Annotated in this window: 20 protein-coding genes; 6 read left to right on the top strand and 14 right to left on the bottom strand. The window is 71.7% G+C overall.

The genetic code is table 11. From position 1 onward, the window contains the following. Positions 1-10 precede the first annotated feature (10 nt). The 7 genes from CHB94_RS15300 to CHB94_RS15320 all read right to left on the bottom strand — a co-directional run bounded on the left by CHB94_RS15300 (position 11) and on the right by CHB94_RS15320 (position 5,722). A complete protein-coding gene (locus CHB94_RS15300) occupies positions 11-1,786 on the bottom strand; it encodes a PHA/PHB synthase family protein (RefSeq protein WP_089337433.1) in 1,776 nt (591 codons plus the stop codon). A gap of 122 nt (positions 1,787-1,908) precedes the next feature. Continuing rightward, positions 1,909-2,556: a phosphatase PAP2 family protein gene (locus CHB94_RS15305; protein ID WP_089337434.1), complete on the bottom strand. Its 648-nt coding sequence runs from the start codon at positions 2,554-2,556 to the stop codon at positions 1,909-1,911. Further along, on the bottom strand, positions 2,556-3,356 hold the full coding sequence (locus CHB94_RS15310) for a lysylphosphatidylglycerol synthase transmembrane domain-containing protein (protein WP_254920677.1): 801 nt from the start codon (positions 3,354-3,356) through the stop codon (positions 2,556-2,558). Before CHB94_RS15310 ends, CHB94_RS15305 begins: the two co-directional genes overlap by 1 nt. Beyond that, positions 3,311-3,664, bottom strand: coding sequence for a hypothetical protein (locus CHB94_RS26230; protein WP_254920678.1), 354 nt, complete (start codon positions 3,662-3,664; stop codon positions 3,311-3,313). Before CHB94_RS26230 ends, CHB94_RS15310 begins: the two co-directional genes overlap by 46 nt. After that, complete coding sequence (locus CHB94_RS15315; protein WP_254920679.1) at positions 3,661-4,275, bottom strand: hypothetical protein; 615 nt, start codon at positions 4,273-4,275, stop codon at positions 3,661-3,663. The genes CHB94_RS26230 and CHB94_RS15315 overlap by 4 nt, the downstream gene beginning before the upstream one ends. Continuing rightward, the gene (locus CHB94_RS26235) at positions 4,272-4,712 is read right to left on the bottom strand and encodes a BUD32 family EKC/KEOPS complex subunit (protein WP_254920680.1); all 441 of its coding nucleotides are present in this window, start codon (positions 4,710-4,712) and stop codon (positions 4,272-4,274) included. The genes CHB94_RS15315 and CHB94_RS26235 overlap by 4 nt, the downstream gene beginning before the upstream one ends. Then, on the bottom strand, positions 4,652-5,722 hold the full coding sequence (locus CHB94_RS15320) for a phosphatase PAP2 family protein (RefSeq protein WP_254920681.1): 1,071 nt from the start codon (positions 5,720-5,722) through the stop codon (positions 4,652-4,654). The genes CHB94_RS26235 and CHB94_RS15320 overlap by 61 nt, the downstream gene beginning before the upstream one ends. A gap of 287 nt (positions 5,723-6,009) precedes the next feature. On the opposite strand from CHB94_RS15320, the gene CHB94_RS15325 reads away from it, so the two are divergent. Continuing rightward, the gene (locus CHB94_RS15325; protein WP_089337435.1) at positions 6,010-6,909 is read left to right on the top strand and encodes an ABC transporter substrate-binding protein; all 900 of its coding nucleotides are present in this window, start codon (positions 6,010-6,012) and stop codon (positions 6,907-6,909) included. A gap of 166 nt (positions 6,910-7,075) precedes the next feature. Here CHB94_RS15325 and CHB94_RS15330 read toward each other — a convergent pair whose 3' ends face one another. After that, complete coding sequence (locus tag CHB94_RS15330; RefSeq protein ID WP_089337436.1) at positions 7,076-8,260, bottom strand: acyl-CoA dehydrogenase family protein; 1,185 nt, start codon at positions 8,258-8,260, stop codon at positions 7,076-7,078. A 128-nt stretch (positions 8,261-8,388) separates the two neighbouring features. On the opposite strand from CHB94_RS15330, the gene CHB94_RS15335 reads away from it, so the two are divergent. After that, on the top strand, positions 8,389-9,096 hold the full coding sequence (locus CHB94_RS15335; RefSeq protein ID WP_089337437.1) for a hemerythrin domain-containing protein: 708 nt from the start codon (positions 8,389-8,391) through the stop codon (positions 9,094-9,096). 123 nt (positions 9,097-9,219) lie between these two features. On the opposite strand, the gene CHB94_RS15340 is transcribed toward CHB94_RS15335, so the two are convergent. Both CHB94_RS15340 and CHB94_RS15345 read right to left on the bottom strand, forming a co-directional pair. After that, complete coding sequence (locus CHB94_RS15340; RefSeq protein ID WP_089337438.1) at positions 9,220-10,272, bottom strand: YihY/virulence factor BrkB family protein; 1,053 nt, start codon at positions 10,270-10,272, stop codon at positions 9,220-9,222. Positions 10,273-10,355: 83 nt separating this feature from the next. Next, positions 10,356-11,861 (bottom strand): MFS transporter, encoded by a 1,506-nt coding sequence (locus CHB94_RS15345; RefSeq protein ID WP_254920682.1) that lies wholly within the window; start codon positions 11,859-11,861, stop codon positions 10,356-10,358. Between the two features lie 198 nt (positions 11,862-12,059). Here CHB94_RS15345 and CHB94_RS25270 point away from each other — a divergent pair, with 198 nt between their 5' ends. Beyond that, a complete protein-coding gene (locus CHB94_RS25270) occupies positions 12,060-12,224 on the top strand; it encodes a hypothetical protein (protein WP_176445584.1) in 165 nt (54 codons plus the stop codon). A 77-nt stretch (positions 12,225-12,301) separates the two neighbouring features. Here CHB94_RS25270 and CHB94_RS15350 read toward each other — a convergent pair whose 3' ends face one another. Beyond that, positions 12,302-14,098, bottom strand: coding sequence for an acyl-CoA dehydrogenase (locus tag CHB94_RS15350; RefSeq protein WP_089337440.1), 1,797 nt, complete (start codon positions 14,096-14,098; stop codon positions 12,302-12,304). Positions 14,099-14,473: 375 nt separating this feature from the next. On the opposite strand from CHB94_RS15350, the gene CHB94_RS15355 reads away from it, so the two are divergent. Then, positions 14,474-16,399: a putative bifunctional diguanylate cyclase/phosphodiesterase gene (locus CHB94_RS15355; protein ID WP_176445585.1), complete on the top strand. Its 1,926-nt coding sequence runs from the start codon at positions 14,474-14,476 to the stop codon at positions 16,397-16,399. Positions 16,400-16,483: 84 nt separating this feature from the next. Here the strand turns inward: CHB94_RS15355 and CHB94_RS15360 are convergent, their stop codons facing one another. Both CHB94_RS15360 and CHB94_RS15365 read right to left on the bottom strand, forming a co-directional pair. Then, positions 16,484-18,280, bottom strand: coding sequence for an MDR family MFS transporter (locus tag CHB94_RS15360; protein WP_089337442.1), 1,797 nt, complete (start codon positions 18,278-18,280; stop codon positions 16,484-16,486). Further along, positions 18,277-18,795 carry a MarR family winged helix-turn-helix transcriptional regulator gene (locus CHB94_RS15365; RefSeq protein WP_089337443.1) on the bottom strand — a complete coding sequence of 173 codons (519 nt, stop codon included), beginning with the start codon at positions 18,793-18,795 and terminating at the stop codon, positions 18,277-18,279. Before CHB94_RS15365 ends, CHB94_RS15360 begins: the two co-directional genes overlap by 4 nt. A gap of 174 nt (positions 18,796-18,969) precedes the next feature. On the opposite strand from CHB94_RS15365, the gene hrpA reads away from it, so the two are divergent. Further along, a complete protein-coding gene (gene hrpA, locus CHB94_RS15370; protein ID WP_089337444.1) occupies positions 18,970-22,926 on the top strand; it encodes an ATP-dependent RNA helicase HrpA in 3,957 nt (1,318 codons plus the stop codon). 36 nt (positions 22,927-22,962) lie between these two features. On the opposite strand, the gene CHB94_RS15375 is transcribed toward hrpA, so the two are convergent. After that, positions 22,963-23,580 carry a TetR/AcrR family transcriptional regulator gene (locus CHB94_RS15375; protein WP_176445586.1) on the bottom strand — a complete coding sequence of 206 codons (618 nt, stop codon included), beginning with the start codon at positions 23,578-23,580 and terminating at the stop codon, positions 22,963-22,965. Between the two features lie 386 nt (positions 23,581-23,966). Here CHB94_RS15375 and CHB94_RS15380 point away from each other — a divergent pair, with 386 nt between their 5' ends. After that, positions 23,967-25,565 (top strand): ABC transporter substrate-binding protein, encoded by a 1,599-nt coding sequence (locus CHB94_RS15380; protein WP_141137516.1) that lies wholly within the window; start codon positions 23,967-23,969, stop codon positions 25,563-25,565. Positions 25,566-25,648: the final 83 nt, after the last annotated feature.

Here is a 25,648-nt window from a genome sequence, read left to right on the forward strand (position 1 = left end):
CGGGACCGCCCTACTTGTCGAAGACATAGGTGCCGGGGGCCTCGCCCAGCTCCTCGAGGTCCCCCGGGGTGGTGGGCGCCGGCACCTCGCCGCCGGACCGCTCGCCGACCCAGGTCATGAAGTCCGGCCACCAGGAACCCTTGACCGTCTCCGCCTGCTCCAGCCACTGCTGCGGGTCCGGCGGGGTGGCCTCGGCGACCTGGAAGGTGGACTTCGGGTTGCCCGGCGGGTTGACCAGCGAGGCGATGTGACCGTTCGTGGACAGGATGAACCGGTTGTCCCCGCCCAGCAGCTGGGTGGAGCGGTAGCAGGCCTGCCAGGGGCAGATGTGGTCGGCGACGCCTGCGGTGACGTAGGAGTCGACGGTCACGGCGGAGAGGTCCACCGGCGAGCCGAGCATCGTGGCCCTGCCGGGCTCGGTGAGCGCGTTCCCGACGGCGATCTCGATGAAGTCGCGGTGCAGAGCGGCGCTCATCCGCACGGTGTCGCCGTTCCAGAAGAGGATGTCGAAGTTCGGTGGTGGCTTGCCCTGCAGGTAGTTGTTGACCCAGTAGTTCCACACCAGGTCGTTGGGGCGCAGCCAGGCGAAGACCTCGGCCAGCTGGGCGCCGTCCAGGTAGCCCTTCTTGCGTGACTTCTCCGTCGCGGCCTTGACCGCCTCCTCGTCCATCAGCGCGGAGAGCGTTCCGGCTCGGGACCAGTCCAGGACGGTGACGGCGTAGCTGGCGGCGGTGACGCGGTCCTGCCGTCCGGTGGCGGCGAGGTGCGCCAGCACCATCGCGAGGATGATGCCGCCGGAGCAGAAGGACTGGAAGGCGACCCGCTCGCTGCCCGTGGCCCGCTCGACGGCGTCCATGGCGTCGAGGATGGCCTGCCCGTAGGTGTCCAGGCCCCACTCGGCGTGCCGCTCGTCGGGGTTGCGCCAGGACATCATGAAGACCTGCTGCCCGCTGCCCACGTAGTGCTCGGCGATGCTCCGGCCGGGCGCGAGGTCGGCGATGTAGAACTTGTTGATCGTCGGCGGCACCATGATCAGCGGTACCTCGCGGACGGTCTCCGTCGTCGGCGTGTACCGGATCAGCTCGAACACCGGCGTCCGGAAGACCACCTTCCCCGGAGTGGCGGCGAGGTCCTCCCCGACGGTGAACGCGTCCGGCTCGACCATCGACGGCACGCGCGGCGGGGTCGCCAGGTCGCGGACCAACCGCTTCACGCCCTGGACGGCGCTGCCGCCGCCGGTGTCGATCGCCGCCTTCAGCGACAGCGGGTTGACCACCGGGAGGTTGCTCGGGGCCAGCGCGTCGACGAGGTTCGTCGCGGTGAACCGGATCCGTTCGTCGTCCTGCCAGTCGAGGTCGGCGTCCTCGATGAGCTCCCATGCGGTACGCGCGGTGGCCAGGTGGGCCTGCATGACCCGGCGCAGCAGGGGGTTGCCGGTCCACGCCGGGTCGGCGAAACGCTTGTCCTTCTTGCCCGGCGCGAGCTCGGAGCTGCCGACGGTGATGCGTCCCAGCTCCCGGGCCAGCTCCCCGGTCCGCTTGACGACCGTGCCCGGCTGACGGGCCAGCGCGGCACCGAGGCGGAGGGCCGTCCCCGCGGGCGGGATGACCCGGCGCAGCGGTCCGCGGGCCGCATCCACGAGCACCATGTCCAGGCCGAGGGCGGCCTCGGTGGCCTCCTCCGGCGGATCGGCCGGACGGCCGGTCGCGGGCTTGGCGCCGCCGTCGGTCTTCGGGGCGGGCGGGTCCGTCTTCCCGGCGGGCGGGTCGGTCGCGGGCTGGGCCATCGACAGGTCTCCTTCGAGCTGCGCTGCTCAGGTGCGCGCGGGGACCGGACGAGCACCGTTCCCCCGGCGCGGATGTGACGTCCCTCACTGAACCACAGCTGCCGGAACACGGCAGTCCGGTCTCAGGGCGTCGGTGCGGTCGGATCGCGCTCGTGCCGGATTGCCATCAGCAGCGCCGGCCAGCCCAGGGCCAGCCCCGCGCCCAGCAGGGCGCCCGCCACGGTGTCGGACAGCCAGTGCGCCCTCAGGTACACCCGGGACAAGGCCATCACCGCGGTGAACACCACCGCACGCACCTCCCACCGCCAGCGGCTCGGCCCTGGACGGGCGAGCACCAGGACGAGCCCCACGGCGGTCACCGCCGTCGCGATCGCGTGCCCGGAGGGGAAGGACGCCGCCGTGGTCTCGATCAGGGCCCCCGGAGGACGGGGGCGGTCGGTGAGGGCTTTCACCGGCCCGATGAACAGCTCGCTGGTGACGACGGCGAGGGTGAAGGCGGCCGCCCGCAGCCAGTGCCGGCGCCAGGCCAGCAGCAGCAGGGCGGCGGCCCGCAGCGGCCAGTTGACCTCCGCGCTCCCGAGCCAGGACAGAGCGGTCGCCACGGCGGTGGCGGGCTCGTTGCGGACCGCCCCGGCGACCCGCCACACCGCGTCGTCCACCGCCTGCACCGCGGGTGCCGTCCAGGGGAGGACGACGAGCAGGCCCACCAGGACCGCGCCGGCCAGCAGTGCGCCGCTGACCAGCAGCCCCCGGCGGATGTCGACGAGCATCAGGCCGTCTCCGGCACCAACTCGGTCCGCGGCGCGGTGTTGGGCTCCCGGCGCCACGACCTGTTGCGCCGCCAGAACACGTAGGTGGCCAGCCCCAGCGGGATGGGGAGCACGTAGGTCAGTGCACGGAACGTGAGCACGCCGGCGGCGACCTGTGCACGGGCACCCCCCGCGGCGGACAGCCCCGTGATCAGGGCCAGTTCGATGACTCCCAGCCCGCCGGGGGTGAAGGGGATCGCGGTCAGCAGGCGGGCGAAGGCGAACACCGCGAGCGCCTCGATCCAGCCCACCTGATCGGAGCTCACCCCGACGAACCGCAGGGCCAGGAGCAGCACGACGAACAGCGAGACGTGGCTGACGAGGGTGGCCAGGGTGATCCAGTGCCAGCGGGCGCGCAGCAGCAGCACCGTGCGGTCGCGGAACTTGACCGTCGCCCGGTCCCAGCTCTGCACGGCAGGCCTGCCGAACGGGCGCAGCACGGCGGAGGCGACCCGGCCGGAGAACGTGCCGAGACGCGCGGCACCGTCCCGGCTGCGCAGCAGCAGCGCGAGCGCTCCGAGGACGGCGACGAGCCCGGCGACCCCGGCGACGCCGGCCAGCAGCCGTCCCGCGCTCGGCTGCCCGGCGAACGCCAGCAGGACCAGAGCGACGACCGGCAGGCCCAGCTTGGCGAAGTTGTTCCAGAGTCCGGAGACCAGCAGCGACACCGACGTCCGGGAGCGGGAGAAGCCCCACGAGGAGTTCATCCCGTAGGTCAGGCCGAGAGCGATCGCCGCACCGCCGACCACGGTGTTGGACACGGCTGTCGTCGTCTCGGTCGAGACGGTGGCCTGCCGGAAGGCAGTCCCGGCATCGTGCTGACCACGACGAACTGGTAGGTGGCCAGGTTCCACACGGCCGCCAGCAGCAGGACGCCGACCTCCGTCCAGCTCATGGCCTTCACCGAGGTCCACACGTCGGAGAGGCTGGTGAACTGCGGCAGGAACCAGAAGAAGACCGCCGCCACCAGCACCACCGACAGGAGTGGGCCGGCCAGACGCCGCCACCGGGGCCGGCGGGCACGCTCGGGCGAGGAGCCGGCCCCCACCCGCGCCGGCGCGGCGGTCACGGCCCGCCTCCGCCGTCCACGGGCGGATCCAGCTGGAGCAGCCCGTCACTCTCCTCGCGCACCAGCTCGCGGAGCTCGTCGCGGGAGACGGCGCCGAAGGCCTGGGTGGCGACCGCCAGCCCTTCGCTGCTGGCCCTGCCGCCGAGGTCGAAGGCCACGGTGATGCAGCCTCCGTCGAACAGGTAGAGCCGCCGCCCGACGAAGTCGGGGCTGACCTGGGAGACCAGCTCCAGCCGCGTCATCTCGGCCCGCTCGCTCCGGACCTTGGTCGCGCCCTCGATGCTGCAGGACTCGGTCAGCCGCACCTCGATGGCGTGGGTGGGGTCGTGGGTGGGACCCAGCCAGAAGCTGGCCGAGTCGTTGCGGGCGTCCAGGTCCCTGAACTTCCACCCCAACGGCATCGTCTTCAGACACGGCACCCACGACGCGGTCGGCACCGACTGCGCCATGAGGACGACCCCGTTGGCCGGGCTGCCGTCGTCGCCTTCCTTGCAGGCGACGAGGTCGCTGTTGACCGGCGCGGGCGTGGCCACCGCTCCGCAGCCGGCGAGCAGCACGGGGGCCAGGACGGCCGCGGTCACCGCCACCCGCCGGCGGCAGGGCCGCCTCACAGCGGGGACCGCAGGAGCAGTGGCACCGTCACCGAGGCCATGACGGCGAGAGCGAACAGGGTGACGATGGTGAGCCCGCACCGTCGCCAGGTCCAGCGCTGGATGCGTACCGGCGGCAGCCGGTAGGGAAGCAGCCGGAGGAAGTCCCCGTGCAGGTCACGGCCCTGCTGGCGGAGCATCCGGCGCAGCTGGGACGGCATGGTGAGGCCGCGGGTCGCCGCGAAGGCCTCGGCGATCTCCTCCTCGGAGAACTGCAGCCTGGCCCGCCGGTAGACCTGCTCGGCGTCCGTGCGCAGCGCCAGGACCAGCATCATGTTGGCCAGGTCGACCGCCTGGCGCCACGGGCTGGGACGTACCTCTGCGAATGCGGAGTCGATCAGGAACAGCGTGCCGTCGCGGACCAGCAGGTTGGCCGGCTTGATGTCGCGGTGCGCCATGCCGATGTCCCACATCCGCCGCACCACCGACAGGCCTGGTCGATGACGGAGTCGTCGATCTCGGCCTCACCGGCCTCCTTCGCGCGGACGATGAACTCGGTCACCAGCAGGTACTCGCGCTCGGGCGTGATCTCCACGATCCCGAGCGGGTGCGGCACGGGCAGCCCGGCGTCGGAGAACAGCCGCAGGATGTAGTCCTCGTACTGCACGAGCCGGCGCACGCTGTGGAACGGCTTCTCGTCCTCGAGCTGTCCGTAGAGCAGCGCGCGGCCGAGTTTGTACCAGCGGTCGGAGCGGACGTGCGTGGCCGCGTAGAGCTTCCCGAAGATGCAGCTCTCGCCGTCCCCGGCCGCCGGATCGGCCTTCACGGTGATCTTCAGCGGGGTGGAGCCGCCTGAGCCGGCGAGCCCGAAGGGCTTGACCTCCGTGGCCAGCACGCCCAGCTGGTCCTGCAGGGCGCGGATGATCGCCGCGCCGCGGTCACCGGACACATCGAGGTGCGCCGGCCGGGCGCGGCTGTAGCGGACCGGGTAGACGCTGTTGGGCGTCAGGAGCCGGAACGCCGCCAGAGGCGCGGCCACCCCCAGCACCACTCCGGCGAGGATGCCGGTGGGGTGGTCCTGAGCCAGGTACAGCCGCGAGGCAGCGGTGACGACCAGCAGGACACAGACGACCCACTTGCCGATGGTCCGCCACCGCCCGGGCGGTATCAGGGTGTAGACCGTGCCCACGAGGAACGTGGCGAGGACGGTCATGGGCAGGGACGGCATCGAGAAGCCCGACCAGTCTCCGATCACCTCCACCTCGTAGGGGCGGGGACGCTGGAGCATGGTCGCCAGCTGCGCGCCGATGTCGACCACGAGAAGGCCCAGCCCCGCCCAGATGAGCAGGTGTCGCCACCGTCGGAAGACGGCCAGCAGCGCCAGGTTGGCCAGCCACAGGACCTGGATGGCCTTCCCGGTGGCCAGCACCCCGGCCACCTCGGCGACCTGACGATGACGACGACCCACGCCGCCAGCACCACCGCGCTGAGGCACAGCCAGAACTTGCCGGAGGCGTTGAGTGCCCGGGGGAGCGGCGGCGGCTCCCCGGACGGACGCCGCCGGCTGCGGACGCGAGCGATCGCCGGGGGAGCGGGTCGCGCGACGTCGACCCCGCGGACCGGTCCGGGAAGCGCCTGCGGCAGCGACGCCATGCTCGCTGATGCTGCACCTGGAACGGCATCGGGACCATCCCCTTCCGCGCTCGACCGGCGCTACGGTGGCCCCCGCTCGCCCCGGCCCGGGAGGAGGGGGTCGTGCGCCCTCGACCAGCCCGGCTCCTCGCGGTGCTGCTGCTCGCGGTACTGACCGCCTGCGGATCCGAGACCTCCGCGCCGCCCGTCCCGACGGGAACCATCCGGTTCGCTTCCTACGACTTCCAGGAGAACCAGATCCTGGTCGAGATCTACGCCCAGGCGGCACGGAGGCGGGAGCTACCCGTATCGGTGCAGCACGGCATCGGTACCCGCGAGGTGGTCGCGCCCGCTCTGCAGCAGGGCGTCGTCGACGTGGTGGTGGACTACCTGGGCACGGCACTGCTCTTCGCGCGTCCCGAGTTCCCGGATCCCCCCGACAGACCCGAGGAGATGCACGCCGTCCTCGCGCGGACCCTGGGCGGGCGCGGCGTCTCCGTTCTCGACGAGGCCCGTGCCGAGGACCAGAACGGCTTCGCCGTGACGCAGGACTTCGCCACGCGAAACGGCGTCAACACGTTGTCCGACCTGGTGCCACTGGCGCCCGAGCTCGTCTTCGGTGGGCCGCCCGAGTGCCCGGAGCGCCCGTTGTGTCTGCTCGGCCTCCAGGACGTCTACGGCCTCGAGTTCGGCGAGGTGCTGCCCATGGCCACCCGGCGTGCCACGGTGGAGGCGCTGCAGTCGGGGGTGATCGACGTCGGCCTGCTGGAGACGACCGACGCCCGGCTCGACGTCGCTCCGGTCGTGCTCCTGGCCGACGACCGTGGACTGCAGCCGCACGAGAACGTCGTCCCGCTGGTCCGTACCGAGGTCGCCGAGCGATGGGGCGGTCGGCTGACCGATGCTCTCGACGAGACGAGCGCGCGGCTCACCACCGACGACCTGCGCCGGCTGAACCGGTGGGTCGAGATCGACGGCATGACGCCCGAGGACGCCGCCGCCCGCTGGTGGGACGGCGGCTGAACCGACTCCGACGATGCCCTCGGTCCGACTCCGCGCCTCGGTCCGCTCCTCGCTCGACCACAACGTCGCCTCCGCGGTCGCTCCGGTCCTCGCTCGCTGGCGCTCGCTGCGATGCTCACTCCCTGTCGGCTCCGGGCATCTCGCTGCGATGCTCCCGCGGCTGTCGTCAGACGATCGCGCCGCGGCCGGTGATGGCCCGCCCGACGATCAGGCTGTTCACCTCACGGGTGCCCTCGTAGGAGTAGATCGCCTCCGCGTCGGCGACGTACCGGCCGACGTTGTGGTCCAGCAGGATGCCGTTGCCGCCCATCAGCTCGCGGGCCCAGCCCACGGTTTCCCGCATCCGCACGGTGCTGAACGCCTTGGCCAGGGACGCCTGCTCGTCGGTCATCTGCCCGGCGTCCTGCAGCTGGGAGAGCCGCATGCACAAGGCCGCGGAGGAGGTGATGTTGCCGAGCATCCGCACCAGCAGGTCCTGCACGAGCTGGAAGCTGGCGATCGGCTTGCCGAACTGGGTGCGCTCGTTGGCGTAGCGGAGCGCGTGCTCGTAGGCCCCGCGCGAGCAGCCGACCGCCGACCACGCCACGCCGGCGCGCGTGGTCTTCAGCACCTTGGCGGTGTCCTTGAAGCTGTTGGCCTCCTGGAGCCGGTTCTCCTCCGGAACGCGCACGTCCTCGAGCGTGATGAGGGCGTTCTGCACGGCGCGCAGGGCGATCTTGTCCTCGAGGTCGACGGCGGAGAAACCGTCGGTCCCCTGCTCCACGACGAAGCCCAGCACGCGCTGGGTGTCGACGTCCTGGGCCCAGATGATCACCAGGTCGGCGAAGCTGCCGTTCCCGATCCACTTCTTCTGGCCGTTGAGGACCCAGGTGTCGCCGTCCCGGCGGGCCGTCGTCCGAAGGCCGCGGGCGACGTCGGAGCCGGATTCGGGCTCGGTGAGACCGAAGGCGCCGATGGTCTCCATCCGGGCCAGGGCCGGGAGCCACCGCTCCTTCTGCTCCTCGGAGGCGCACAGGTGCATCGACCCCATGACGAGGCCGCCGTGCACACCCATGAAGGTCGACACCGAGGGGTCGCCCCGGGACAGCTCCATCGAGATCATCCCGTCGAGCAGCGCGGACTTCCCCGGAGAGCCGTAGCCGGAGAACTGCGTGCCGGCGATGCCCAGCTTCGCCAGCCCCGGGATGACCTGCCGGGGGAACTCCGCCCGGGTCCAGTACTCGTTGATGATCGGCTGGACCTCGGTGTTCATGAAGTCGCGAACCCGGTGGAGCAGCGCCCGGTCCTCGTCGTCGAGGAGCGCCTCGAGGTCGTAGAAGTCCGACGTGACGGCCTTGGGATCGGCGTTCATGGGCACTGCCTCTCTGCAGCGGGGGGCGTCCGGCCCCTACCCCGTGACGCCGGTCACTCAACCGGACGAATGGCCGGACCGTCCGGTGGGCAGGAGTCGCGCCCGACCCAGACCTCGGAGGTGTCGCAGTGCCCCGATCCATCGCCCACCAGACCGTCGAGGAGCTGGGCGGGCCCGGCAGCGTCCTGGCCCGGCAGCGCGCGGACCACGTCGAGCTCGACCGCCTCCTGAACGAGCTCGACGGCAGCACCGGCACCGACCAGGAGGAGGTGCTCGGGCGCATCGACCGGCTGGTCTTCAGCCATGCCTTCGCCGAGGAGACCGTGCTCTGGCCGGTGCTGCGCCGGGTCCTCCCCGACGGCGATGCATTGACCCTGCAGGTGGAGAAGGAGCACCAGGAGGTCAACGAGCTGGTCAGTGCGCTCGAGGCCGATGGGCTCGACGACCCGCGCCGGCCGGCCCGGCTGGCCCGCCTGGTCGAGGTGCTCCGCGAGGACGTCCGGGACGAGGAGGACGTGCTCTTCCCGCGACTGCAGGAGGCGGTGACGGTCGAGGAGCTCCGGCGGCTGGGCCGGCGCTGGGAGCTGATGCGGCGGCTCTCGCCGACCCGTCCGCATCCCACGGTGTCCCGCCGTCCGCCGGGCAACGCCCTCTCCGGGCTGCCACTGACCGTGCTGGACCGCACCCGCGACCTGGTCGACGCCGGTGTCCGCCGCGCCCCGGAGCGGCTCGTGCCGGCGGGGAAGGCGGTCAGCCGGGGATTGGCCGGACTCGCCGCTCTCGTGGAGCGAGTGCCCCTGTCGAGAACCGGCGACCGGCCCCCGACGAGTCGATGACACGGCGACCCGCCGGGCCGCACCGCGGCCAGGGACCGTCCCCGGGTCTTGCTGAGCCCACCTGCGATCCCGCGTCGGGAGCCTTCGGCCCCGCGACGCGGGATCGCAGTACGGGTCCGTTCGTCAGGTCGTCTGCTTGTCCTTGGGCTCGCCGCGGGCGTCGAGCTGGATCTCCTTCTCGGCCCTCGGGACGCCCTCCTTCAGCTCCCTGGTCCGCTCGACCTCGGCGTCCAGCTCGATGCCGAACAGCAGCGCGAGGTTGATCAGCCAGAACCAGATCAGGAAGACCACCACGCCGGCCAGCGCGCCGTAGGTCTTGTTGTAGCTGCCGAAGTTGGCGACGTAGAGGGCGAACGCGCCGGAGGCGACGATCGCCACCACGATCGCCACACCGGCGCCGGGGCTCACCCACTTGAAGCCGCGCAGCTTCGCGTTCGGCGTCGAGTAGTAGAGGACGGCGATCATCAACGCCAGGACGACCAGCATCACCGGCCACTTGGCGACGTTCCAGATCGTCAGTGCGGTCTCGCCGATCCCGATGGCGCGCCCGATGGCGTCGACGACCGGCCCGCTGAGCACGAGCATCGAGACGATGAGGGTCGCGAAGAGGATGCCGATCAGGGTCACCAGCAGCTGCAGCGGCTTGAGCTTCCAGATCTTGCGGCCTTCCGGCGTCTCGTAGACGACGTTCGCGGCCCGGGTGAAGGCGCCGACGTAGCCCGAGGCCGACCAGACGGCGCCGGCGAGACCGAGGACGAGGCCGAGCCCGACCGGTGCGGTGTTGCCGGCGAGCTGCTCGATCACCGGGTTGAGGGTCCTGGCGGCCGACGCCGGCACGACCGCGGTGAGCGCGTCGGTGAGGGTCCGCGGGTCGGTCAGCAGGCCGACGATGGACAGCAGCGCGATCAGGGCCGGGAACAGCGCGAGGACGCCGTAGTACGTGAGCGAGGCGGCCCAGTCGGTGAGGTTGTCCTCGCTGAACTCCTTCACCGTGCGCTTGATCGTTCCGCCCGTGGTGGGCGTGGGATCCGCGCCGACGGGGGCGTAGTCGGCGCGGGTTCCGCTGATCTCGTCCGTCTCGGGCGCGGGGTCGCCCGCAGCGGCGGTGTCGGCCGCGCGGTTGCCCTGGAACTGCGTCTCCGCGGTGCGGTCGTTCGAGCCCCTGGCTCGATCCATGTGGTCCTCCGGTCAAGCGATGGGACGTCAGGCTCCCGGTTCCCCGGACGAACCCGTTCCATGCCGGACGCGCCCGTAACGGTTCAGCGGATGCCGGACACCGGCGACCACTCGCCGGCGCGGGCGGTCGCGCCCTCCACGTCGGTCAGCGGGTCGGGTCGGCGGCTCGTGCCTCCGCGCCGGTCGGCGAACAGGCCGACGACGGCCAGGACCACGACCGCCAGGGTCGCGACCGCCCCGATGAGCGCCACGTGCGTGAAGACGCTCGCCCGAGGGAACCCGGTCGCGGGATCGAGGCCGGCCGCGATCAGCGCCACCGCGACGGTGCTGCCGAGGGCCTGCCCGACCGACCGGGCGATGGAGTTCACCGCGTTCGCCACGCCGGTCTCCTCCGCACGCACGGTCTGCACGACCAGCGCCGGGAGGGCGGCGTAGGCGACGGTCACCGACAGCTGGGTGAGCAGCCCGGCCACCACGACCAGCCACGGCTGCCCACGGAGGAACGCCAGCAGGAGGAAGCCGCCGACCCCGAGTGCGGCGCCGGCCAGGAGCGTCGGGAGCGCACCCAGCCGGGTCACCACCCGGCCGGCGAGCGGGGCGATGAGGATCCCGGCGATGCCACCGGGCAGCAGGTAGATCACCGCTGCCTCCAGCATCGAGGCGCCGAAGCCGTACCCGGTGACCTCTCGGGGCGCCTGGACGTACTGCAGAACGGCGAGGAAGGAGGCGAACAACGCGACCCCGGTCATGAGCCCGGCGATGTTCGGAACGATGGTGCGACGGTCGGCGAGCATCGCGGGCCGCACGAGCGGTTGCGCCGTCCGGCGTTGCAGGAGGATCCAGGCGACGAGCACCAGCACCGAGCCGGCCAGGCAGCCCAGGGTCGCCGGCGAGCTCCAGCCCCACGCGTTGCCCTGCGAGACGGGCAGCAGGAGGAGGACGAGACCGGCGGCCAGCACGAGCGCCCCCCACCAGTCGACCCGGCCGGAGGCCGACGGGGCGCGGTGCGGCAGCAGCCGCGCCGTCAGGACCAGGGAGAGCACGGTGACCGCGAGACCGAGCCAGAACGGCCGCCGGTAGTCACCGTTCTCGCCGACCAGCAGGCCGGTGGCCACGAGCCCGGCCACACCGCCGACGGCCAGCGTGCTGCTCACCACCGACATGGCCACGCCGAGCCTCGCCTCGGGCAGCTCGCGGCGCAGCACGCTGATCGACAGGGGGAACAGGCCGTAGGAGGCGCCCTGCAGGACCCTGCCGAGCAGCAGCAGGGGCAGGGACGACGTGACGATGGACAGGAGGGTGCCGACGGCGACCGCGACCAGGATGCCGAGGATCACCGGCCGCTCTCCCCGCAGGTCGCCCAGGCGCCCCAGGACGGGGGTGAGCACCGCGGCCGCCAGGAGGTTGGCCGTCAGCACCCAGCCGGCGGCACCGGGGGAGACGCCGAGCTGGTCCTCGATGGTTCCCAGGACAGGGATTACGAGGCTCTGCAGGAGCGACAAGGTCGTGACGCCGAGGCCGAGGGCCAGGACCAGCACCCCGGCCGGGACAGCCGTGCCCGCGGCAGCTCCAGCGGGACGCACGGGCACGCCGTCGATCAGACCATGCGGCCGGATCGCCCAGGTCAGCCCGCACGGCGACCGATCCGTGTGAACCTGATCACACTCCGTCAGGTGAAGTAGGCGACATGACGATTGAGACCCCGGTTGTCGGGGGACAGAGTCCCCCGACGACGTGCTCCGCCTCTGTCCCGGCGGGGCACACGAACAGCTTGGGGGAGAACGAAGATGATGTTGTGGCCGGCCGTGACCCTGCTCGGGTTCCTGGTCCTGACGGCCCTGGTCATCGCGATGGGCACGCAGTCCACCGCTCGCTACGAGCGAGAGCGCGAGGAACGGAGCACCAACTCGCGGCACGCCGCGGCCGAGGCGGTGGGCGCAGTCCGCGCCTGAGCAAGGACCCCGCTGCCCCCCGCCGCTCGCAAGCTCGCCGCGGGGCCCTGCACCCGGCCCTGTCCGGGGGTCCTGTTTCAGAGCCAGGACGGCGGGGTGTCGAGGACCGTGCGGTCCAGCGACTCCAGCAGGTCGAAGCCGCGGTGCACCCGGGGCAGTTCCCAGCGCCAGAAGAACCGGGCCGCCTGGCGCTTGCCCTGGTGGAAGTCCGAGTCCGACGCGCCGGTGGCCAGCGCCTGCTCCAGCCACAACCATGCGACGACGAGGTGCCCCGCGGCCTCCAGGTAGACGTGCGAGTTGGCCAGCGTGACCTCGGGGTCGCCCGCACTCCAGAGCGTGGCGGTGACCGAGCCCAGCCGGGCGACCGCGGCGTCGAGGTCGGCGGCGAAGGCCGCCCATTCCGTGCCCGCGGCCCGGCTGATCGTGGCGGCGATCGTCTCACCGAGCAGTGCCAGCCCGGCGCCGCCCTGCATGACGACCTTGCGCCCGAGCAGGTCGAGGGACTGGATGCCCTGGGTGCCCTCGTGGATCGGGTTGAGCCGGTTGTCCCGGTAGAACTGCTCGACCGGGTAGTCGCGGGTGTAGCCGTAGCCGCCGTGGACCTGGATGGCGAGGTCGTCGGCCACGGGACCCCACTGCGAGGGCCACGCCTTCGCGATGGGGGTCAGCACGTCCAGCAGGAGGTGGGCGCGGGCGCGGTCGTCGGGGGAGTCCGCGGTCTGCTCCTCGTCCACCAGGCGCGCGCAGTACAGGCCCAGTGCCAGCCCGCCCTCGACGTAGCTCTTGGCGGTCAGCAGCATCCGCCGCACGTCGGCGTGCTCGATGATCGGGACCGGCGGCGACGAGGGGTCCTTCGCTCCGGCCGTCCGCCCCTGGGTGCGTGTGCGGGCGTACTCGAGCGCGTGCAGGTAACCGGTGTAGCCGAGCACGGTCGCACCCATGCCGACGCCGATCCGCGCCTCGTTCATCATGTGGAACATGTAGGTCAGGCCGCGGTGGGCCTCGCCGACCAGGTAGCCGACGGCGCCGGCCCGACCGCCGGGGGTGTGCACCCCCTCGCCGAAGTTCAGCAGGGTGTTCGTCGTCCCGCGGTAGCCCATCTTGTGGTTGAGCCCGGCGAGGACGACGTCGTTGCGCTCGCCGAGTGAGCCGTCCTCGTTCACCAGGAACTTCGGCACGATGAACAGCGAGATGCCCTTCACGCCGGGCGGCCCGCCGGGGATCTTGGCCAGCACCAGGTGGACGATGTTCTCGCTCAGCTCGTGGTCGCCACCGGAGATCCACATCTTGTTGCCGGTCAGCCGGTACGTGCCGTCGTCCTGTGGCTCCGCCCTCGTAGTGATGTCGGCCAGCGACGATCCGGCCTGGGGCTCCGACAGGGCCATCGTGCCGAACCAGCGACCCTCGAGCTCGGGCCGGACGTAGGTGTCGATCTGCTCCTGGCTGCCGTGGGCGAGCAGCAGCCGGGCGTTGCCCATGGTGAGGAACGGGTAGGCCGAGGTGCCAACGTTGGCCGCCTTGAACCAGGCGAACACCGCCTGTCCCACGGTGTGCGGCAGCTGCATGCCGCCGTACTCCTCGTCGAAGGACCCCGCCATCAGCCCGGCGTCGGTGAAGACCCGCAGTGCCCGCGCCACCTCCGGGATCATCTCGACCTTGCCGTCGACCATCCGGGGCTCGTTCTCGTCGGCCTTGCGGTTGTGCGGCGCGAAGTGGTCGGTGGCGATCTCCTCCGCGAGGTCCAGGACCGCGTCGAACGTCTGGCGGGAGTGCTCGGTGAACCGCGGGCGTTTGGTCAGCGACTCGACGTCCAGCCACTCGTGGAGCAGGAAGTCCAGGTCGCGACGGGACAGGATCAACGACGACGAGCGCACGACGCCTCCAGGGGAACGGACGGGTCCCCGGGCGCCTCGCCCGGTCTCGCCACAGTAGGGCGTGCACGGGCGCGAACGGGCTGCCCGCCGGAAACCGCCCTACGATTCCGGACGGTGCGGTCTCGCGGACGGGGCGCTGGAGGCCACCGAACACGGGAGGAGACCGCCGGTGGCGAACGTCCCGGGTCGCCCGCCGCCGGGGACCGACGCGCGATGGCGCACTCGGGTGACCGAGGCCTTGGCGTCGATCAGCGACGCGGTCTACTTCCTCGACGCCGACGACCGGTTCACCTGGGCAATGCCGCGGCGGAGCGGCTGCTCGCCCGTCCGGCGGCGGACCTGGTGGGCCGGACGGTGTGGGAGGTCTTCCCGGACGTGCGCGGCACCGACTTGGAGGCCGCGTACTGCAAGGCCCGGGCGACAGGGCTGGCCCAGGAGGTGGACCTCTTCTCCAGGCTGCTCGACCGGTGGTTCGGGGGAGCGGTGCACTCCGGCCGGGGCGACGAGCTGGTCGTCTTCTTCCGCGACGTGCACGAACGGCGCACCCTCGACGAGGAGCGGGCGGCGGAGTCCTCTCTCATCCGGGCGGTCCTCAACGCGCTACCGGCCCGCACGGCCATCCTCGAGGCCGACGGGACCATCCTCACCACCAATGCTTCCTGGAACGCGGACCCGGGGCCCGCGGGGCGCCTGTCCGCCGGCGAACGGTGCGTCAACTACCTCGAGGCCTGCCGGGCCGCAGCCGCGACCGGTGACCGGGATGCCCAGGCAGCGGTCAGCGGGCTGGAGGCGGTGTTCTCCGGGCGCGCGCCGTCCTTCTCCCTGGACTACGCCCGGGCCGTGCCCGGCGGACGGTCCCGGGGGGAGACCTGGTGGCACATGCAGGCCTTCCCCGTGGACGACCGGCGGCGGGTCGTGGTCACGCACACCGACATCACCGACCGGGTCACCGCAGAGCAGCGTGCGGCCTGGCAGGCCCGGCACGACCACCTGACCTCGTTGCCCAACCGGGTGGCGCTGCACGAGGCGATCACCGAGGCGCTGGCCGAGGACGACGGCGCCGGGCGGGTGACCGTGCTGTACATGGACGTCGACGGCTTCAAGCAGGTCAACGATTCCCTCGGCCACTCGACCGGTGACCTGTTGCTGCGTGAGCTGGCCTACCGGCTGGCGCACCGCACCCGCCCGACCGACGTCGTCGGCCGGCTGGGTGGGGACGAATTCGTGGTGGTCGCTCGCGACTGCGACGCCGAGGGTGGGGAGGCCCTGGCGCGGCGGTTCCACGGCGTCTTCGATGAACCGTTCGAGCTGGCGGGCACCCGGCTGCCGCTCACCGTCAGCATCGGCATCGCCACCTCGGATCCTGCCCACGCCGGTCCGGAGGACCTCCTCCGCGACGCCGACGCCGCGATGTACGCCGCGAAGGCCAGCGGGCCCCACCGGTACCTCGTCTTCACCCCGGCCCTGCGCACGGTGCTCGAGGATCGCTGGCAGATCGCCAGTCGGCTGCGTGAGGCGGCCGCGAACGGTGAGTTCGCGGTGCGCTGGCAGCCGGTGGTGGACCTGCGCAGCGGCGAGGTCACCGGGGCCGAGGCGTTGCTGCGGTGGAACCATCCGCAGCGGGGGCTGATCCCGCCGGAGGAGTTCATCCCCGTCGCGGAGGAGAACGGGCTGATCGTGCCGATCACCCGCTGGCTGCTGCAGGTCACCACCGCCCAGGCCACGGCCTGGGCGCGAGAGGGACTGGACCTGGCGATCGCGGTCAACATCAGCGCCGTGCACCTGGCGTCGGGCACGCTGGTCGACGACGTGCTGGGCGCGGTCGGCGACAACGGGCTCCGGACGACGGGACTGACGGTCGAGCTGACCGAGACCAGCATCGCCCGTGACCCGGAGCAGGCCGTGGAGCAGTTCTCGGTCCTGCGCAAGCACGGGATCCGCGTCGCCATCGACGACTTCGGGAGCGGCTACAGCTCCCTCTCGGCGGTGGCCTCGTTGCCCGTCGACGTCCTGAAGGTGGACCGCGCCCTGGTGGCGGGCGCGCCACCGAAGCGGCTGGCCGCCCCGGAGGCGATCCTCCGTGCGGTCTCCGCCCTCGGATCGGCCCTGGGTCTGCAGGTCCTCGCCGAGGGAGTGGAGACCGTCGAGCAGGTCGACCGCGCCCGCCGGGTCGGGTGCGCGTTCGCCCAGGGATATCAGCTCTCCCGGCCGCTGGCCGCCGAGCACCTGAGCGGGTTGCTGGAGGACAGTCGTCGACGGACCGGCCGGCAGCTGCTCCCCCCACCGAGCGCGCCGGCCTGACGGTCGTTCCTCCCGCGGGCGGGCGGGACATGCCGGAGGCCCCGACCCGCGGGTGCGGGGAGGGGCCTCCGGATCCGTGCGGGGTCAGGCGCGGGGGGTGGCGCCCCCGCTCCGCGTGCCGTCGGTGGTGCTGGGCGCAGCTGTCGGCGGCGCCGAGGTCGGCGCCGCGGCGACGATCGCGCCGGCCGCCTGCCGGCCCGCCATGTCCGCTGCGCTGCCGGGCTCACTCGTCGCCGTCCCGTCGGCCTCCTGTCGCGCCTGGATGCCGGACTTGGTGCTCAGCGCCAGCTGTGGCAGGAACAGGAACACGAAGAACCCGATCGCCACGACGCCCGCCGCGATGAGGAACACCAGGTCGATCGTGTCGGCGAAGCCGACCTTGAACGGCAGGGCCAGCTGGGCCGGCAGCTCCTGGATGAACGAGGTGTCGGACAGGTCGGGCGCCGCGCCGCCGAGCTGGTCGAACTGCGGGGCGAGGCCCGGATCGGCCCGCACGGTGTCCTGGACGGCGTTCCCGATGTCCTGCGGCAGGCGGGTGAACAGGATCGACAGGAACGCTGCCGTCCCGATCGTGCCGCCCATCTGCCGGAAGAAGGTCACCGACGAGGTGGCCACGCCCATTTCGCGGGGGGAGACGGCGTTCTGGACGGCGAGGATCACCGGCTGGAAGTTGAAGCCGAGGCCGAGGCCCAGCAGCACCATGAACGGCACCAGGGCCCAGACCGAGGTGTCGGCGCCGACGATGAACGACATCGAGGCCAGCGCGGTGACCATCAGCGCGATGCCGACCAGCGGGAAGACCTTGTACTTGCCGGTCTTCGAGATCGCGATGCCGGAGCCCATCGCGCCGACCATGATCCCGGCGACGAGCGGGATCATCTGGAGGCCGGCGACCGTGGCGCTCGAGCCCTTGACGATCTGCAGGTACTGGGGCAGCAGGAGCAGGCCGCCGAACATGCCGGCGCCCATGACGATGCTGCCGATGCCGCTGACGGTGAAGCTGCGGTTCCGGAACAGCCGCAGCGGCAGCAGTGCCTCGTCGCGGTACGCCCGCTCGGCGAGGATGAACAGCACGAAGCCGATGGCGCCGATGGCGTAGCAGGTCAGGGCGCGGCCGGAGTCCCAGCCCCAGATGCGGCCCTGCTCGGCGACGATCAGCAGCGGCACCAGGAACGTGATCAGCGCCAGGGCGCCCGGCCAGTCGATGCGGTGGTCCCGGCGCTCGTGCGGCAGGTGCAGCACTCGGGAGACGGCGACGAACGCCAGCGCGCCCAGCGGCACGTTGATCCAGAAGATCCACCGCCACCCGTCCAGACCCAGGATCGACTCCTGGCCGGCGAGGAACCCGCCGATGACCGGGCCGAGCACGCTCGACGTGCCGAAGACGGCCATGAAGTAGCCCTGGTACCGGGAGCGCTCCCGCGGCGGGACGATGTCGCCGATGATCGCCAGCGCCAGGGACATCAGGCCACCCGCGCCGATGCCCTGCAGCGCCCGGAACGCGGCCAGCTGGTACATGGTGTCGGCGATCCCGCAGAGCGCCGAGCCGAGGACGAAGACGGCGATGGCGAACAGGTAGAACGGTCGCCGGCCGTAGATGTCGGAGAGCTTTCCGTAGAGCGGGGTGGCGATTGTCGAGGTGATCAGGAAGGCCGTCGTCGCCCATGCCTGCAGGTCGTAGCCCTGCAGGTCGTCGGCGATGATCCGGATCGCCGTCGCGACGACGGTCTGGTCCAGCGCCGCCAGGAACATCGCCACCATGAGGCCGACGAGGATCGTGACGATCTGGCGGTGCGTGAAACCGCCGCTGGCGTCCGGCGCCGCGGCGGCCGCGCGGGCGTCCCGGCGGCCCGCCGCGCTGGTACGGGTGGACTGGCTCATCGGATCTCTCTCGCTGGGGGGACGAGGGCGGCGCCGGGGGTGGCGGGCGCCTCGGGGGTGCCGGGCAGGGTGGCTGCGATGTCGTCGAGCAGGCGGCCGAAGAGGGTGGTCAGCGTGGCGAGGTCGGCGTCGTCCCAGCCGGCGGTGACCCGCGCGAGGTGGGCCTCGCGCTCCCGCCGCAGGCTCTCCAGGACGGAGTGACCGGCGTCGGTGACCACCAGTCGGCTGGCGCGGCCGTCGGTCTCGTCCGCGACGCGGCGGACCAGCCCTTCCTCCACGAGGGCGGCGACATGCCGGCTGACCGTGGAGGGGTCGGCGTGCACCAGTTCGGCCAGTGCGCCCTGGCGCAGGGGGCCCAGCCGCACCAGGGGGTACAGCAGCACCAGCGCGGCGCGGTCGCGGGCGTCGGTCCGGGCCATCTGGGTCTTCACCGTCTGGATCAGGCGGATGAATTGCGGAAGCTGCTCCGACAGGGTGCGCACCTGGGCGAGCCGGTCGTTCGGCGTCTCGTTCATCGCCGCCGCACCTCCGGGGATCGGGAATGACTTGCACTGTACAACCGGTTGCACGAGGCAAGCAACAAGTTGCGCCCGACACGGGGTGTGATCCGGACGCCAGCCGACCGGTCCACGAACGGCGGAGTGCGATCCTGGAGTGCCCCCGACCGCCGAGAGAACGAGAGTTCGTCCGTGAGTGCCCCGACCGACGACCTGCGGGAACGGCTGTCGGCGCTCACGATCCTCGACGAGCACCGGCTGCGCCGTCGTCTGGACGGTCTGCGCCGCACGCGAGACGCGCAGGCCCGTGCGCGGCAGCGGGAGCGCATCGCTGCGGACGTCGCCGCCGCGGAGGAACGGATGGCTCGCCGCTCGGCCGCCGTGCCGGCGATCCGGTTCCCCGACGAGCTGCCGGTCAGTCAGCGACGGGACGACATCGCCGCCGCGCTGCGGGACCACCAGGTGGTGGTCGTCGCCGGCGAGACCGGCTCCGGCAAGACGACGCAGCTGCCCAAGATCGCCCTGGAGCTCGGTCGTGGGGTCCGCGGTCGCATCGGGCACACCCAGCCCCGCCGGATCGCCGCGCGCAGCGTGGCCGAGCGGATCGCCGAGGAGCTCGAGTCCCCGCTGGGCGAGGTCGTGGGCTTCAAGATGCGCTTCGCCGACCACGTCTCCGACAGCACCCTGGTCAAGCTCATGACCGACGGCGTGCTGCTGGCCGAGATCGCGCAGGACCGGCTGCTGCGGCAGTACGACACGATCATCCTCGACGAGGCACACGAGCGGAGCCTCAACATCGACTTCCTGCTGGGCTACCTCGCCCAGCTGCTGCCGAAGCGGCCGGACCTCAAGCTCGTGATCACGTCGGCGACCATCGACGTCGAACGGGTGGCGGCCCACTTCAGCGGCGCGCCGGTCGTCGAGGTCAGCGGGCGGACGTACCCGGTCGAGGTCCGCTACCGCCCGGTGGTGGACCCGGACGATCCGGATGCCGACCCGGACCGCGACCAGGTGAGCGCGATCGTCGACGCCGTCGACGAGCTCGTCGCCGAGGGCCCGGGCGACATCCTGGTCTTCCTGGCGGGGGAGCGGGAGATCCGGGACACCCAGGACGCCCTGGCCGAACGCGGCCTGCCCCGTACGGAGATCGTCCCGCTCTACTCGCGGCTCTCGGCGGCCGACCAGCACAAGGTCTTCGCGCCGCACACCGGACGGCGCGTCGTCCTGGCCACGAACGTCGCCGAGACATCCCTGACCGTTCCCGGCATCCGCTACGTGATCGATCCCGGGACCGCTCGGATCTCCCGGTACAGCCATCGCACGAAGGTGCAGCGGCTGCCCATCGAACCGGTCAGTCAGGCCTCGGCCCGTCAGCGATCGGGGCGCTGCGGCCGGCTGGGCCCGGGCATCGCCGTCCGGCTCTACACCGAGGCCGATTTCGAGGCCCGGCCGGAGTTCACCGACCCCGAGATCCTGCGCACCAACCTGGCGTCCGTGCTGCTGCAGATGGCGGCTCTCGACCTGGGTGACGTCGCCGACTTCCCGTTCGTCGACCCGCCGGACCGGCGGGCGGTCGCCGACGGTCTGGCGCTGCTCGAGGAGCTGCACGCCCTGGACCAGCACGGGAAGCTCACCGCCACCGGCCGCGCCCTGGCTGCGCTGCCGCTGGACCCGCGCATGGCCCGCATGGTGGTCGAGGCCGACAAGCTCGGCGTGCTGGACGAGGTGCTCGTCATCGCGGCCGGCCTGACGATCCAGGACCCCCGCGAGCGGCCGAGCGAGCACCAGCAGGCCGCCGACCAGTTGCACGCCCGGTTCGCCGACGAGAACTCCGACTTCCTCGCCCTGCTCAACCTGTGGCGCTATCTGGGCGAGCAGCAGGAGACGCTGAGCGGCAACCAGTTCCGTCGCACCGTCAAGCGCGAGTTCCTGCACTACCTGCGCATCCGGGAATGGCAGGACCTGCACGGCCAGCTCCGTGGCACCGCCCGCCGGCTGGGCATGACGGTCGGTGAGCCGGCGACCGAGCCCGACGAGCGCGGCATCCATGCGGCGCTGCTCGCGGGGCTGCTGTCCCACGTCGGCATGCAGATGGAGACCCCGAAGGGCCAGAGTGGCCACAATGGCCGCTCCGGGGCGGATCGGCGGGGGAGTCGCGAGTACCTGGGCACGCGCAACACCAGGTTCGTGATCGCGCCCGGCACCCCGCTGGCGAAGAAGCCGCCGCGCTGGGTCGTGGCCGCCGAGCTCGTCGAGACCAGCCGGCTCTTCGCCCGCACGGTCGCTCGCATCGACCCGGAGACGGTCGAGAAGCTCGCCGCGCACCTGGTCAAGCGGCAGTACTCCGAACCGCGCTGGGACGCCACGCGCGGTTCGGTGGTCGCCACCGAGCGCGTCACCCTCTACGGGCTGCCCCTGGTGGTCGGCCGGCGGGTGCAGTACGGCTCGATCGACCCGGTGGTCTCGCGGGAGCTCTTCATCCGGCACGCGCTCGTCGAGGGGGAGTGGACGACCCACCACCGCTTCTGGGCCGACAACCAGCGGGCCATCCAACAGGTCGCCGCGCTGGAGGAACGCGCCCGGCGGCGGGACATCCGCGTCGACGAGGAGACGCTGTTCGAGCTCTACGACGCGCGCATCCCCGCCGACGTCGTCTCCACCCGGCACTTCGACCGCTGGTGGAAGGCAGCCCGGCGGGACCGGCCGGACCTGCTGACGTTCACGGCGGAGATGCTCACCAACGCTGCCGCCGCGGGACAGGTGCGCGCCGAGGACTATCCCGACGAGGTGCACCTCTCGCAGGGGCTGACCCTGCCGCTGACCTACGCCTTCGCGCCGGGGGCGGCCGAGGACGGGGTCACCGTCGACGTCCCCCTCGCCGTTCTCGACGGGGTCGCGGCGCAGACGTCCGGGGAGTCGCTGGCCTTCACCGTGCCGGGGCTGCGCGAGGAGCTGGTGACCGCGTTGCTGCGGACGCTGCCCAAGCAGCTGCGCCGCGGCCTGGTGCCGATCCCGGACCGGGTGCGCGAGGTGCTGCCGAACATCGACCCCGGCGAGCCGTTGCTCCCGGCGCTGGAGCGTGAGCTGCGCCGGGCGACCGCGGTGACCATCCCGCCCGACGCCTGGGCCCCCGACCAGGTGCCCGACCACCTGCGGGCGACCTTCCGGGTGCTCGACGACCAGCGGCGGCCCCTGGCGACGGGCAAGGACCTGGCCGCGCTGCGTGCGCAGGTGGCGCCGAAGGCGCGGGCGAGCCTGGCGCGGGCCGCCTCGGACCTGGAGCGCACGGGTCTGACGTCGTGGGACATCGGCACCCTTCCGCGCACCGTCGATGTGCGGCGGGGGGCACACCTGGTCACGGCGTTCCCCGCCCTGGTCGACGAGGGCGCGACCGTCGGCGTCCGCGTCCTGCCCACCCAGGCGGAGGCCGAGCGGCTGAGCCGACGAGGCGCACGGCGGCTGCTGGTCCTCGTCGCCGGCTCACCGGTCAAGGCCGTGGTGAAGTCGCTGTCCCCCCGGTCACGGCTGGCGCTGCAGTTCAACCCCGACGGCGAGATCCCCGACCTCGTCGCCGACTGCGTCGACGCCGCAGCCGACGAGCTCATCGCGGCGGCCGGCGGGCCCCCGCGGGACGAGGCGGCGTTCACCGCCCTGGTGGCGACAGCGAAGGCGGAGCTGCACCGATTGACCGTCGACGCGGTGCAGAAGGTCGAGGACGTGCTCACCCAGGCCCGGGAGGTGGCGGTCGCGATCGGTGCCGCGCCGGCGCGCCGGGTGCCCGAGGCGGCCGTGGCCGACCTGCGTCGCCAGATGACCGGCCTGCTGCACCGCGGGTTCGTGGCCACGACCGGACGCCGCCGGCTGCCCGACGTCGTCCGCTACCTGCGGGCGATGGCCTACCGGCTGGAGAAGCTGCCGGCGAACGCGGCGCGCGACGAGCTCTGGATGCGCCAGGTCGCGGCGGTCACGGCGGAGTACGAGCAGCTGCGGGCCCAGGTGCCCGCTACCGGGGCCCCCGACGACCCGGTGATGCGCGTCCGCTGGATGATCGAGGAGCTGCGGGTGGGGCTGTTCGCCCAGGGGATCGGCACCCCCCGCCCGGTCTCCGAGCAGCGGGTCTACAAGGCGATCGACCAGCTCATCGCCTGACGGCGAACCGCCCCGACGCACCGGCCTGGCCGGCACTCAGGGCCACTGCTCGCTCAGTTCTGGGAGCGGCTCAGACGACGGCAGCGGGGGAGGCGGGCCGGCAGCTTCCGTCCCGTCGTGCTGCACCCCGCGCATGAAGAGGTCCCAGAGGAAGTACGCCGTCTCGCGCGGGCTGAGTTCGCCATTCACGTGAAACCACTTGTACGCCCAGTTAACCATTCCGAACAGGGCGAACGCCGTCAGCCTGGGGTCTACCGGACGCAATTCCCCAGCGGCGACGCCTGCGGTGATCGTGTCCTCGATAAGTCGCCGGTAGCGGATGCGGTTCTCCCGCATCTGGGCGCGCCGATCGGGCCCTAGTTCCCGATGGTGCTCGAAGAACATGCGCAGAGTTCCGGGCTTCTCCGCCAAGACCTCCATGTGGTCCACGACGGCCTCGAGCAGCACCTGACTAGGGCGCAGGCCCAACTCCATCCGCCGGATCTGGCGTTGGATCAACGGCTGGATGAAGCTCAGGTGGATTTCGAAGAGGATTTCTTCCTTGGACTTGAAGTAGTGGTAGAGCGACGGTTTGGCTAGGCCGGCGCGCTCCGCCAGCCGCTCCATCGAGGTCTGGTGATAACCCTCGGCTTCGAAGAGTGAAGCCGCGAGCACGATGAGCTCCTCCCGACGCCCTCCCTTGACGGGGGGGTTGTCGGTAGCGGTCCCGATCAGTGGGGACTCAGGCACAGTCACGATCTCCGCCGACCTTTCTCCGGGATGTGATGCAAAGGCGGATGCCTGCGTCTCTACGTGCCATGGTCCCGCCTGCACGCCCGACCGTCCAGTCGGGCCACCCCCGGGGTGAGCACCTGGATCAGTGCCCGAGCGCCCGACTGAGGCGTCGGACGAGCCATAGGTGCTCTCTATCTGGCCTGACTACCTGCTGTTATGGGCCTCATGCGCTCGATTGGAACCCTTGACATGTCTGTGATCCACCCGACAGAGTGCCCTCACCCGACCGGTCGGTCGGGCACGGCCAGCCGTCGAAGGAGTCGGACGTGCGCCTCAGGTCCAAGTTCGGGGTAACCCTGCTCGCTGCCGCTATGGCGGTCACCGCCTGCGGCGGAAGCGGCGGTGGGGACGAAGGGGGAGACAGCGCCGGGGACGCCGTGGCGGCGAACCCAGAAGCCGAGCTGATCTTCTTCGACGCCTCGGGCAACGAGACGTTGGATCCTGCGCACCCGCAGAACAACAGCAGCCTCTCCTACGAGTCGCTGCTGGCGATCTACGACCGGTTGATCCACCTGACCGACGAGGGTGAGCCGATCCCCGGCCTGGCCGAGGAGTGGGCGTACAACGACGACCTCACCCAGTTCACGATGACCCTGCGCGAGGGGGCCACGTTCCACGACGGGACGCCGGTCGATGCTGCGGCCGTGGTCGCCAACTTCGACCGGTCGAAGGGGTTGACCGAGCCCATCGGCGCCACCATGCAGAACACGCTGGACCTCATGGCCTCCTACGAGGCGACCGACGAGCGCACCGTCGTCATCCAGCTGTCCGAGCCCTCCGGCCAGATGGAGTACTGGCTGTCTGCCAACGGCGGCATGATGATCAGCCCCGAGGCGCTCACGCCCGGCGCCTACGGCGTCAACCTCGAGGCTATCGGCGCCGGCCCGTATGCGCTGGAGTCCTTCGAGTCCAACGTCGTCACCAAGATGGTCCGCTACGAGGACTACTGGGGCGGGACGGAAGGTCGACCGGCCAGGTTCGAGAACCACTACGTAACCGACGGGCAGGCGCGCCTCAACGCCGTCCGCTCCGGCGAGGCCAACCTCGCGATCCTCGACGCGAGTCAGATCCCTGAGGCGGAGGGCGCCGGCCTCGACGTCCAGATCAACCAGCAGCTGAGCCTCTGGAACATCTACACCAACCTGGCCGGACCGGACATCGGTGACCTGCGCGTGCGCCAGGCGATCATGCACGCGATCGACCGGCAGAGTCTGGTGGACGCCCTGACGTTCGGTAGTGGCGCGCCCGCCCAGCAGCTGTTCCCCGAGGGACACCCGGTCTGGATCGAGGAGCTCGACGAGGCCTACCCGTACGACCCCGACAAGGCCCGTGAGCTGCTGGCCGAAGCGGGAAAGTCGGGCGGCGTCGACATCGATTTCGTTCTGCTGAACAACACCGAGTACCGGCAGCTGGCCGAGGCACTCCAGCAGATGCTGGCCGAGGTCGACATCCGGCTGACCTTCGAGGTGGTCGACATCTCGCAGGCCGGCGTCTTCTACCGGGACCCCAACGACCTCCACGGCGAGGTCATGATGGCCCGCTGGGGTGGTCGCCCCGACCCGCTGCAGACCTTCCAGGAGGTCACCAGCTCGCAGGGGACGTACACCCCGGGCGGGGTCGCCAGCCCGCGGATCGACGAACTGGTGGAGCAGGCCTCGGCGCTCACGCCGGACAACCCGGAGCGGCTCGAGGTCATCCGCGAGCTCAACCGCGAGGTGATCGAGCAGGCCGCGACCTTCCCGATCATGATCCGGTCGAACGTGTTCGCCTACTCGCCGGGCTGCGTCCAGAACCTCACGCCGTACCTGCCGGCCGGTGACGACCGGATGAACGACGTGACGATCAGCCAGGACTGCGCTGCCTGATCCGTGCAACGCACCCCGGCGCGCGCGCCACCGAGTGGTGGGGCGGCGGCCCCTGGTCACCGCCCCACCAGCCGGCCACTCGA

This window comes from Blastococcus mobilis (assembly GCF_900188025.1).
Taxonomy (GTDB): Bacteria; Actinomycetota; Actinomycetes; order Mycobacteriales; family Geodermatophilaceae; genus Blastococcus_B; species Blastococcus_B mobilis.

What these genes read in the sequence shown, in the direction of transcription:
- CHB94_RS15300 (WP_089337433.1), bottom strand. Translation starts at nt 1,786, where the DNA reads ATGGCCCAGCCCGCGACCGACCCGCCCGCCGGGAAGACGGACCCGCCC.
- CHB94_RS15305 (WP_089337434.1), bottom strand. Translation starts at nt 2,556, where the DNA reads ATGCTCGTCGACATCCGCCGGGGGCTGCTGGTCAGCGGCGCACTGCTG.
- CHB94_RS26235 (WP_254920680.1), bottom strand. Translation starts at nt 4,712, where the DNA reads ATGGCGCACCGCGACATCAAGCCGGCCAACCTGCTGGTCCGCGACGGC.
- CHB94_RS15330 (WP_089337436.1), bottom strand. Translation starts at nt 8,260, where the DNA reads ATGAACGCCGATCCCAAGGCCGTCACGTCGGACTTCTACGACCTCGAG.
- CHB94_RS15340 (WP_089337438.1), bottom strand. Translation starts at nt 10,272, where the DNA reads ATGGATCGAGCCAGGGGCTCGAACGACCGCACCGCGGAGACGCAGTTC.
- CHB94_RS25270 (WP_176445584.1), top strand. Translation starts at nt 12,060, where the DNA reads ATGATGTTGTGGCCGGCCGTGACCCTGCTCGGGTTCCTGGTCCTGACG.
- CHB94_RS15360 (WP_089337442.1), bottom strand. Translation starts at nt 18,280, where the DNA reads ATGAGCCAGTCCACCCGTACCAGCGCGGCGGGCCGCCGGGACGCCCGC.
- CHB94_RS15365 (WP_089337443.1), bottom strand. Translation starts at nt 18,795, where the DNA reads ATGAACGAGACGCCGAACGACCGGCTCGCCCAGGTGCGCACCCTGTCG.